Origin of the sequence: Microbacterium sp. LS_15, assembly GCF_041954735.1 — a bacterium.
GTDB lineage: Bacteria > Actinomycetota > Actinomycetes > Actinomycetales > Microbacteriaceae > Microbacterium.
In genome coordinates this window covers 83,388-93,624 of sequence record NZ_JAVAYD010000013.1, presented here as the reverse complement: position 1 = coordinate 93,624, position 10,237 = coordinate 83,388, and the positions used below count along the sequence as shown (strand labels likewise).

Genomic DNA, 10,237 nt, shown 5'->3' with positions numbered 1-10,237 from the left:
GTTGAGCGAGCGAAGCGAGACGAAACGCCTCGACCCTACGGCGTGCAGTACCCGACGATCGCCTCGGTCGCGGTGCGCAGCTGGGTGGTGACGACATCCATGTTCCCGGGATTCCCGGCCAGCGCGTTCTCGCCCTCGGTGATGACGGCGTCGATGCTGGTGGTCCACGTCTCGCGCAGGGTGACGAACTCGTCGGGACCGTCGATGCCACGGATCTTCTCGACCACACCGCGCACCTCGTCGAGCGCCGCCCGTGCCGCTTCCGGCGTCGGCGAGCTGAGCGCATCGATCGCACCGCTCACCTGCACCGCCTGCGACGCGACCTCACCACAGGCGGTGAGCTTCGACACCTGCTCGGAGCATCCCGACAGCAGCAGGATGCCGACGGTCAGCGTGGCGAGAGCGGGAAGCTTCTTCATGCGAGCCAGGGTAACCGGCGGAGATGTGAGGCCGGGCGTCAGGCGGTGGCGAAGTGACTGTGGAGAACGCGGAGCGTCCTCATCCGTGTGGTTCGATGGGCCGCATGTCGTTCGGAACGTTCCTGATCACGGTCGGAGTCGTCGGCACCGCAATGATGCTCGGCGTGATCATTCGCACCCTGTGGATCACAGATCACGTGCGAGCGGTCGGTCGCTGGTTGCTCCCGCTGCTGCTGATGGGAAGCATCGGCGCATTCATCACCTCGTACCACCCGGTCGCCGATCCACTCTGGCTTCACTACGTGCTCATCGTGGGGTGCCCATTCATCATCGGTTTCGTGGGTCTTGCGCTGCTGATCGGTCGCGGGTCGGCCGTCGAGCGGGACATGACCGAATGATGTTCGTCGCGATCGGTGTCACGCTCTTCGTGCTGGGGGCGATCGTCGAACGCTCCGGACGGAAGCTCGGCACGGCGCTGGCGCTGCTGCCGGTGCTCGTCTGGTTCTGGTTCCTGATGCAGGCCCAGCTCAACGGGGAGTTCGGCGAGCAAGAGGCGAGGGATCACGCGATCGCACTGGTGGTCGGACTGCTGTGCTTCATCGCCGGTTCCTTCGTCGTCGGCACGGTGCCAGGTTGGCTTCGCAAGCGGCGGGACCTGCGCGCACGGGAGTAAGCGAAGACCCAGTGGATCAGTAGCGGGTGCGCTGCGGGCGAGCGAGCCGTAGCGGCGCAGAACGACGAAGGATGGAGAGCAGTGAGAACGATCGTCAGCCCGCCTGCCATCGCCCACGATACGGTGACACGAAGGCCGCGGACCTCGCGAAACAGGGGAGCCCGATGCTCGATCGCGCGTCGTTCCAGAGCTGACTTGCTATGGGGACGTTGGGGTCGGAATCTCAGATTCGGATGTTGGAAGGGTGTGCTGGTACACAGTCGCCTGGAGTGACTCATCGGTAGGTTGCCAGTCGAGCCACACACGCGTCCGCCCGCCGGAGGTCGCGATCTTCCCGGCCTGGTCGGTAGCGATCTCGATTGCGTCGACCACGAACAGCTGAGTGTTTGGAAACGCTCGTGCGTGAGTTACTTCGTTGCGGGTCAGCGTCACGGCGTTCACGGTTCGGGTAGAGCCTTTGACCTCTACATGCATTTCGTAACCGTCGAGCATCATCTTCAGATCGTAGGGCTTGCCTACCTCGATCACATCGAGCGCGCCCAGGGAACTGTAGTGGGCCACGGCGGCGGAGACGGCGTGTTTCTCGATTGCGATGCGAACGACAGAGTCGGCATGCATTCCCTGTCCGACGGTCGAGGTCTCCACGATCGAACTGGATGTGTCGGACACTCCATCGGCGCGAGAGCGAAGTCCCCATCGGCCGTGGCCGATTCCGTCGACTGAGAAGAAGATATCGCCGTTGCGAGCGATGAACGCGTTTGAATCAGATGACGACTGCTGGATGGTCCGCCGGACGACTTCTTGCCATGTTCTAGGACGAGACGGTCTGCGCGAGGCTACCTCCGCGTAGATCTCTTGATAGTGTCCCTCTCCGCCGAGCGCGACTAGCGCCTCAACGATCGATTCCCTCCAGCTCTGCATCCCTGAACTGTATTCCGGTATTTCGGCTTGGTGAGACGGCGGGTACGGCGCGTCCCGCCCGCGGAACCCAATCGAGCGATCGTTCAGTGCTCTTGAGCTGTGCCGTTGGTGATGTCGATGAGCGCTAATGACACCGTGATTGCCGCAGCCGGGACTGGTCTACTGCACCGACCATCCCCCATCCGAGGCCAGCACGGCGCCGTTGATGTTGACGGCGTCGTCCGACAGCAGGAACGTGATCGATGCGGCGAGGTGCTCGGCGGTCGCGACGGTGGGGATGGCCTGCTGGAACGGGGCGAGGCGTCCGGATCCGTACTCCGACATGTTCGGCGGCATCGGGATGCCGGTGGCGACCCCGCCGGGAGCGACGCTGTTCACGCGGATGCCCTTCGGCCCGTACATGAACGCTGCGGACTTCGTGACGCCGATGATGCCGTGCTTGCTCGCCGTGTAGGCATTGCCCGAGGCGTTGCCGCGCAGGCCCGCCTCGCTCGAGACGTTGAGGATCGCGCCGCGGCCGGCCTTCTCCATGATCGGCAGCACCGCGCGCATGAGCTTGAACGGGGCGGTGAGGTTGATGGCGATGACGCGGTCCCACACGGCATTCGTCGTCTCGCCCGCGGGGGAGAAATCGTCGTTGATGCCGGCGACGTTCGCGAGGCCGTCGATGGTGTCGCCTGCGGCGGCGATGACGGCGTCGATTGCGTCCTGCTGGGTGAGGTCGCCGGCGACCGTGACGATGTCGGGCAGCTCGGACTCCAGCGCATCGAGCTTCTCGGCGGAGATGTCAGCGGCGATGACGCGTCCGCCTTCGCGGGCGATGCGGGATGCCGTGGTCTTGCCGATCCCGGACGCGGCGCCAGTGACGATCACGGTCTTGCCGGCGAAGCGTCCGGGGGTGGGGGTCTCGGTCCAGCCCTCGGTGTTCGTGTCTTCGGGGATCTCGCCGTTGTTGGCCGCGCGGACGAGGTCGTCGACGACCGACTGCGGGAGCTGGCCCTGGCTCATCGCGACAAGCTGCTGGAGCGGGAGGCCGAGAACGGGCGTGAGGAGCTCGGGGTCGGCCCCGGTCTGTTCGAACAGTCCGCGGATGAGCGGGCCGCCGGTTGGGTCGTTGAGCCAGTCGCCGATCGTGGAGTGGGCGGTGAGGGACATGCGGGTACTCCTTCAGGGTTTCGCAACGGTGCGTCTCGTTAGGTCCGAGTGTACGCCAGCGGTGTTCATGGTGGGCGGCGTCGTTCCGCTGCGGATCGTCGACCGCTGGCCGGGCGGAGCAAACGTCGCAAACCTCGACGCGCATGAGCATTCTCGAAGACGCGTTGCAAGGCGACGACGAGCTCAAGACGAACCTCGCCCAGCTCGCGAAGTCGAAAAGCGTCGAACTCCGGACCGGCTAATGGGTGGCCCGGCATTGCCGTTCGTTCCGAGCCAGCCGTCGACGCGCCCACGGCGACGGGCATGGTGAGCCGAGCGACGCCCGGTAGCATCCACGGTCCGGGGCTCCGAGCGTACGTGGTCCGGTAGAGCCGACGATCCGCCGCCTCACGCTCTGGCCTGTACGCTCGCGTTCATGACTACTCCTGCGCCGGCATGGGATCCGCAAAACTACTTCCGCGCTTGGGAGCACACGGTTGACGGCTGGGCCGATCTCGGTGAAGAGCTTCGCAATGTGGAGCGGGTGTCGCGAGGGCGACACCTCGTGTGGCGCGGCGTCCACAATGACTCCTACGGGCTATTGAGTTCTGCCTACCGCCGATTGAAGGACCGCGACGGAGGCGTCCCGTCGGAAACGCGAATGCGCGAGCTGGAATCCGGTCTGCTGGCGGTAGCTCGCAGCACTTGGCCCGATCGTGGCGGAAGTGCTCTCGAGACGCTCGCACACATCCAGCATTACGGCGGACCTACGCGGTTAATCGATGTGAGCCATTCGGCGATGATCGCGGTGTTCTTCGCCACTGAGCAGAAATTCGACGGAAGGACGCACAAACCGTTGCCCGACGTTGACGGCCGCGTCTTCGCCTTCCAGTCTCAGGATCGGACTATCGAGCTTGATGCCAAGTGGGGTTCGCGGGAACTACCGTGGAGCAATTGGGCAAGGGAGGAGAACGGGTGGGAAACCGAGCTTCCTTTTGTCTGGAACCCACCCGCCGCCCTCAATGAGCGAATTATCGCGCAGAAGGGAGCGTTCTTGGTGGGCGGCGTCCCATCTTTGCCTCATGGTCAGAACTCTCGGTACCGGATGCCAGGGGCGTGGCAGCACGGAAACATGAAGACCATGCCTGCACGCAACGTCCGTGAGGTGACTTCCGTCTCAGTCTTCTTGAAGAGCCTCGATCAGCGCACATCGCTGAAGTCACAGGCGGCGTATACGCTCAGAATCGCGGCCAGCGCGAAACCGGAGATACGGAAACAATTGTTCGAGGAGCACGGCCTGCATCACGGGTCGATGTACCCGGATCTGTTTGGACTCGCGACTCATGGAGCTGACCTTACCGAGATCGACTGACGATGAGGTCAAGACCCCACGCGAGAGCATGCCGCTGATCCGAATGTGTAAGCGTTTGGCTCACCGCGCACACACGCATCTCGAACCGCATAAATGCGCATCGTTCGTGCTGACGCGGCGGGCTCGCCCTCGCCTCCCGCGTAGTCGCTACCCATGCAGCCCGAAGCATCCGCCGTCCCGCCCAGATATCCGCAGCCGAGGAGCCCTTGAGTGGCACCGCAGTGTGCGTCCACCACACCTTTCACAATCCCAACTGCCGATGGACTGGTCGATACTCTGAGAACATGCGGATCGAGGTGCAGCGCGACTACCCCAGTGATCGCATCGGCAAGTTCGCCGGCTGGCCCGACAGGCCGAGGACCCGATGGAACAGCTTCGGCATAAAAACGACCGGCGCCAGTAGCAGCAGCGCGCGAAGATGCCGACGAGCAGTTCGGGGAGAGACCGCCAAAGCTCCTCGAGAAGGCCGACGAGTGCCGGGACGTCATCGGGCTGTTGTCCCCGCGGGGCACGCAGTACAAGGATCTCTTGTCCTCGACCTTCTGGTGGGTAGAGCCGCAGCCCGCGCCGGAGACCCCCACGACGAACGAAATTGAAAGCCCCCACCGAATGCACGACGACATCCGCGAGACACCATCGTCAACTCCCAACTTCCAGACTGAGCTGGCCGCACAGCTAGCGGAGCTGGTGCCGGAGGCGATTACCGACGGCAAAGTCGACGTCGTCAAACTGCAGGAGCTCCTCGCTGGGGATGCGGCCGACGCCAACGAGCGGTTCGGCCTCTTCTGGCCCGGCAAGAAGCGGGCGCTGCGCGCTGCGCAGGAGCCGACGACGGCGACGCTGCGTCCGGATCCCGATAACTCGAAAGACTGGGACGCGACGAAGAACATCTTCATCGAGGGTGACAACCTTGAAGTGCTGAAGATTCTGCAGAAGCACTACCACAACAAGGTCAAACTGATCTATATCGATCCGCCGTACAACACCGGCGGAGACTTCATCTACCCCGACGACTTTCGCGAGGGTGTCGAGAGCTATCTCGAATGGTCTCGGCAGGTGAATGAATCAGGTAAGCCCGTCACGAGCAACGTCGAGACGGAAGGTCGGTTCCATAGCAACTGGCTCAACATGATGTATCCGCGGCTGAAGCTCGCGCGGAACCTCTTGAGCGACGATGGCGTCATTCTGATCTCGATCAACGACAAGGAACAGGCTCAGCTTCGGCGACTCTGCGACGAAGTCTTCGGGGAGAACAACCTGGTTGCGCAGTTCATTTGGGTCAACGAGGGGAACGTCGACCAACAGAGCAAGGTCAAGGGCGTCCACGAGTATGTCATGGCATACGCCCGCAGCGCAGCCGAGGTGAAGCGTCCTTCTGTCATTGATCCGAACATCGACGACGACAGCAAGCTCTATCGCGAACTGATCGAGAACTCGATCACGAAGAACGGCCCCGCAAATCCGCCTTCAGAGGTGGAGCTCCCCGTTGGGTTTCCGGCAAACTTCGACTCCGGCGTGATCGGCGTGCGCGAAGACAGCTATCCCCACGTGCTGGACGAGCTCGTCATTTCCGATGGCAAAGTCGCTGCACCAGCGCGGGTCCGGAGTGGCTGGAGCTCGCGCAACCTTCTCGACCTGTTCATTCGAAACGGTTGCGTACCCATCGAAGATTCGGAGGGACGCGAGACGTGGTTCGAGCTTCGGGACACCGGCGCGATCTACATGCTGAAGCGACGCGCTGAGGATCAGGGGCATGTCCTTTCAGTGCTTCGGAACTTCGGCACCACCAAGCAGAACAGTTCCGTTCTCGCTTCTTGGGGCCTTAAGTTCTCGTACCCGAAGCCGGTTGGGCTGATCGAGTATCTGATCACAGTGTTCACGCGCCCGGGCGAGGACGCGCTGATTCTGGACTTCTTCTCGGGTTCCGCAACGACCGCCCACGCTGTGATGGCGGCCAACCTCCGAGACGGCGGGAACCGACGTCACATCCAGATTCAGCTGCCCGAGCCGGCCACCGTAGCTGACGAACGAACGACTTTGGCTGAGCTCGCGCGACGTCGCATTGCCAAGGCTGGCGAGGCTTTAGCTGGAACACGCAAGAACCAGCTCAGTATCGGCTCCGAGCAGGAGACGGACCTCGGCTTTCGAGCGTTCCGACTCGCGGACACCAACTTCGCGAAGTGGCGTGTCACTAGTGATGTCGAGTCGAATGCGCTGGAGCAGCACCTGCTCGACCTTCGGGAGAGCAGCAGCGCCGACGACGCAACTCAAGACGACCTCCTCACCGAGATCCTGCTGAAGCAGGGTTACTCGCTGACCGAGAAGATCGCCCGCGTTGAGATCGATGGCCTAGACCTGCGCGCGGTGTACGACAGCGATGGCGACTTCGGCGTGCTCGCCTACCTTGACGAGCACACCAAGCCATCGCTGGAACAGTTGCGCACTGTCGTGGGCGCCGGCCCAGCGCGCATAATCATCCTCGAGGACGCGTTCCAAGGCGACGACGAGCTGAAGACGAATCTCGTCCAGCTCGCGAAGTCGAACGGCGTGGAGCTCTGGACCGCTTAATGAGTGGCGCAGCATTCCAGTTCGATCCGAGCCAGCCGTATCAGCTTGAAGCGGTGGGCGCCGTCGTCGACCTCTTTGACGGTCAGCCGAAGGACGCAGACAAGCTCGAACTCACGCTTCGAGGGCAGGCGGCGCTGGAGGAGACCGATCAGGCGACCCTGGACCTCGACCTCACGCAAGAAGTGGGCGCGATCGGCAACAACCTCGTCCTCGACCCGGACACGGTGTTTGCGAATCTCCAGCGAGTCCAGGACCGCAATGGCCTGGAGGTGGCGCCAAAGCTCGTCGACTCCGCGCTGGAATTCGACATCGAGATGGAGACCGGCACCGGTAAGACGTACGTATACCTCCGGACGATCTTCGAACTCGCAAAGGATTACAACTTCACAAAGTTCGTCATCCTCGTGCCGAGCGTGGCTATCCGTGAGGGTGTCGCGACGAGCATCCGGCTCATGCGCGGCCACTTCGGCGACCTGTATCCCGGCCAGCCCTTCGACTTCTCGGTCTACCGCGGCAAGAACGCGGAAGAGGTGCAAGCCTTCGCCACGTCCACGACCATCCAAATAATGGTGATGACGATCGATGCGATCCGTGGCACCGCCAACACCCGTATCATCCACCAGGCGAAGGACAAGCTGAACGGGCTGCGCCCGATCGACTACCTCAAGGCGACGCATCCCGTCGTCATCATGGACGAGCCCCAGAACATGGAATCGGTCCTGTCCCAGTCTGCGGTCGGCGAGCTGGATCCTGTGGTCACGCTCCGGTACAGCGCGACCCACAAGAAGCAGCGCAACGTCGTCTACCGGCTCGACCCTGTCGATGCCCACGACCTCGGCTTGGTCAAGCAGATCGTCGTCGCGGATGTGCAGCAGCAGGGCGCCGACGCCACGCCGTACATCAAGCTCGTCGAGGTGAAGCGCGAGCCGTACTGGGCCGCCCGGTTGGAGCTCTCGTGCCGAAAGGCGGATGGCACCTTCGAGCGGCGAATCGTGACGGTGAAGCCTCACCAGGAGCTATCCGACGAGCGTGTGACGGGCAACCCGATCTACGAAGGCTGGCGCATCAACGAGATCAGTCTTGAACCCGCCTACGTCGACCTCACGCTCCACGGCTTCCTCGAACAGGGGAAGAGCATTGGCGCCTCAACCGGTGCGATCTACAAGGAGATGATTCGCGAGACAATCCGTGAGCACCTCCGCAAGGAGGCCCTGCTTCGGCCTCGCGACATCAAAGTGCTGAGCCTCTTCTTTGTCGATAAGGTCGCGAGCTACATGGGAGACGGCACGACCAACGAGACGGCGGACGGGGAGTTCGCTCGCTGGTTCGACGAAGTCCTTGTCGAGGAACGTGCAAAAGTATCGCGCTACCAGGAACTGCTGCCGCAGGAACCGTCAGCGCTGCGCCGGGCGTACTTCTCGCAGATCAAGCGCGGCAAGGTGACTGTTGCGCAGGACAGTTCGGGAACGACGAAGGCCGATGACGATGCCTACGAACTGATCATGCAGGCGAAAGAAAGACTGCTGGACGAGGGCGAGGACGTCCGCTTCATCTTCAGCCACTCGGCGCTTCGCGAAGGCTGGGACAACCCGAACGTCTTCCAGATCTGCACCCTCCGCGAGATGGGCGCGGAGACCGAGCGTCGTCAGACTATCGGCCGAGGGCTCCGTCTGCCCGTCGCGAAGACCGCGGACGGCTTCGTGCGCGTTGCCGATCCCGGTATCGCCACCCTCACGGTGGTCGCGAACGAGTCCTACACGGCGTTCGCCAAGAGTCTCCAGAACGAGTACAAGACGGCGGGTGTGGAGATCGGGGAAGTTCGAAAGAGCGAGTTCTCGAAGATCCTGTTGCAGGACGCTGCGGGCGCGCTCACGGACGACTTGTTCGGCTTCCAGCGCTCGCTCGCGGTGTGGGAGCACCTCGCCGCGAAAGGCTTCATCGCAGACGGCAAGGTGACGAGCAAGTTCCAGCCGAACACGCTCGGCTTCTCGCTGTCCCTACCCGAAGAGTACGAGCAATATGAAACTGAGATCTGTGCTCTTGTGCAGCGTGCGCATATCGGCACGTACGTGAAGCCGGCAAGCAAGCGGCGCCCGCGTCTGCTCAATAAGCAGCTCTACTCGACCCCGGAGTTCGAAGAGTTCTGGCACGCCATCAGCCGCCGGACGACCTACCGGGTGAGTGTCGATCGTGACCAGATCGTCGACCGCGCGGTGGCGGCGATCCGGTCGGCTCCGCAGATCGATCCGTTGCGGATCCAGGTGACCCGCGCCGGCGTGAAGGTGCTGCGCGGCGGTTCCAAGGGTGAAGAACTCGGCACCCGGTCGGAGGGACTAAAGGGGAGCTACGACCTTCCCGACATCATCTCCGAGCTCCAGAGCGCGACCTCACTGACTCGGAAGACCATCGTCGACATCCTTGTCCAAAGCAAGCGGCTTCCCGAGTTCATCGGCAACCCGAACGACTTTATCGCCACTGTCAAGCGTCTGATCCAGTCGGAGCTCGCGAAGATCGTCGTCGATGGAATCCAGTACGAGATGATCGCTGGCTCGGTTTACGAACTTCGGGAACTTCAGCGCGACGGGGAGGAGGAGAAGGACCGCTTCCTCGACCATATGTACAAGGTGCAGAACTCGCAGAAGACCGACTTCGACTTCGTGGTCTTCGACTCTGACGTGGAGCGTCAGTTCGCTGAGCTGCTTGACAGCCGCGAGGACATCAAGCTCTTCATGAAGCTGCCGGCCAAGTTCAAGATCGATACGCCTGTCGGCCCTTATAACCCGGACTGGGCGATCATCAAGCGCGAAGATGGACAGGATCGTGTCTACATGATTCGGGAGACCAAAAGCACGCTCGAAGATGCGAAGCTTCGCCCGAGCGAGCTCGCAAAGATCAAGTCCGCCAAGCTCCACTTTGAAGCCATCGGAATCGACGACTACGCCCGCGCCGCTCCAGGGAGTTGGAACCTATGACGGTGGCCGACACCGGCGCGGCGTGGGGCTGCTTGATTCCGGTTCTTCCAATATCTCTCCTTGACCGAGAGGGTGTGAGGACGCTGGTGTCGCGCACGCGGAGCGGCGCTGTGGGTCACAGATTGTGCTCGTTGGCCGGACGGTCTTCCGTTACGTGCCATTTGAGGTCCACGACATA

The 10,237-nt window shown here is 62.6% G+C and carries 8 protein-coding genes; 5 read left to right on the top strand and 3 right to left on the bottom strand.

Going from position 1 to position 10,237, the window contains the following annotated elements:
- Nucleotides 1-35 precede the first annotated feature (35 nt).
- Nucleotides 36-419, bottom strand: a complete 384-nt coding sequence (locus RAC69_RS14530) for a hypothetical protein (RefSeq protein ID WP_375087445.1) — start codon at nucleotides 417-419, stop codon at nucleotides 36-38.
- 59 nt (nucleotides 420-478) lie between these two features.
- Here RAC69_RS14530 and RAC69_RS14525 point away from each other — a divergent pair, with 59 nt between their 5' ends.
- Both RAC69_RS14525 and RAC69_RS14520 read left to right on the top strand, forming a co-directional pair.
- Nucleotides 479-817, top strand: coding sequence for a hypothetical protein (locus tag RAC69_RS14525; protein WP_375087444.1), 339 nt, complete (start codon nucleotides 479-481; stop codon nucleotides 815-817).
- The gene (locus RAC69_RS14520; protein WP_375087443.1) at nucleotides 814-1,092 is read left to right on the top strand and encodes a hypothetical protein; all 279 of its coding nucleotides are present in this window, start codon (nucleotides 814-816) and stop codon (nucleotides 1,090-1,092) included. The genes RAC69_RS14525 and RAC69_RS14520 overlap by 4 nt, the downstream gene beginning before the upstream one ends.
- 198 nt (nucleotides 1,093-1,290) lie before the next feature.
- Here RAC69_RS14520 and RAC69_RS14515 read toward each other — a convergent pair whose 3' ends face one another.
- Together RAC69_RS14515 and RAC69_RS14510 are read right to left on the bottom strand one after the other, a co-directional pair.
- Nucleotides 1,291-2,013: a protein NO VEIN domain-containing protein gene (locus RAC69_RS14515; RefSeq protein ID WP_375087442.1), complete on the bottom strand. Its 723-nt coding sequence runs from the start codon at nucleotides 2,011-2,013 to the stop codon at nucleotides 1,291-1,293.
- 159 nt (nucleotides 2,014-2,172) lie between these two features.
- Nucleotides 2,173-3,168 carry an SDR family NAD(P)-dependent oxidoreductase gene (locus tag RAC69_RS14510; RefSeq protein WP_375087441.1) on the bottom strand — a complete coding sequence of 332 codons (996 nt, stop codon included), beginning with the start codon at nucleotides 3,166-3,168 and terminating at the stop codon, nucleotides 2,173-2,175.
- Nucleotides 3,169-3,583: 415 nt separating this feature from the next.
- Here RAC69_RS14510 and RAC69_RS14505 point away from each other — a divergent pair, with 415 nt between their 5' ends.
- The 3 genes from RAC69_RS14505 (at nucleotide 3,584) to RAC69_RS14495 (ending at nucleotide 10,059) form a co-directional block, all read left to right on the top strand.
- Nucleotides 3,584-4,519 carry an FRG domain-containing protein gene (locus RAC69_RS14505; protein WP_375087440.1) on the top strand — a complete coding sequence of 312 codons (936 nt, stop codon included), beginning with the start codon at nucleotides 3,584-3,586 and terminating at the stop codon, nucleotides 4,517-4,519.
- 528 nt (nucleotides 4,520-5,047) lie between these two features.
- Nucleotides 5,048-7,087 (top strand): site-specific DNA-methyltransferase, encoded by a 2,040-nt coding sequence (locus tag RAC69_RS14500; protein ID WP_375087439.1) that lies wholly within the window; start codon nucleotides 5,048-5,050, stop codon nucleotides 7,085-7,087.
- The gene (locus tag RAC69_RS14495) at nucleotides 7,087-10,059 is read left to right on the top strand and encodes a DEAD/DEAH box helicase family protein (RefSeq protein WP_375087438.1); all 2,973 of its coding nucleotides are present in this window, start codon (nucleotides 7,087-7,089) and stop codon (nucleotides 10,057-10,059) included. The genes RAC69_RS14500 and RAC69_RS14495 overlap by 1 nt, the downstream gene beginning before the upstream one ends.
- The last annotated feature ends 178 nt before the right edge of the window (nucleotides 10,060-10,237 follow it).

Bases quoted from the DNA above. Each gene is read 5' to 3' on its own strand.
- RAC69_RS14515 (WP_375087442.1), bottom strand. From the start codon at position 2,013: ATGCAGAGCTGGAGGGAATCGATCGTTGAGGCGCTAGTCGCGCTCGGC.
- RAC69_RS14530 (WP_375087445.1), bottom strand. From the start codon at position 419: ATGAAGAAGCTTCCCGCTCTCGCCACGCTGACCGTCGGCATCCTGCTG.
- RAC69_RS14510 (WP_375087441.1), bottom strand. From the start codon at position 3,168: ATGTCCCTCACCGCCCACTCCACGATCGGCGACTGGCTCAACGACCCA.
- RAC69_RS14520 (WP_375087443.1), top strand. From the start codon at position 814: ATGATGTTCGTCGCGATCGGTGTCACGCTCTTCGTGCTGGGGGCGATC.
- RAC69_RS14495 (WP_375087438.1), top strand. From the start codon at position 7,087: ATGAGTGGCGCAGCATTCCAGTTCGATCCGAGCCAGCCGTATCAGCTT.
- RAC69_RS14505 (WP_375087440.1), top strand. From the start codon at position 3,584: ATGACTACTCCTGCGCCGGCATGGGATCCGCAAAACTACTTCCGCGCT.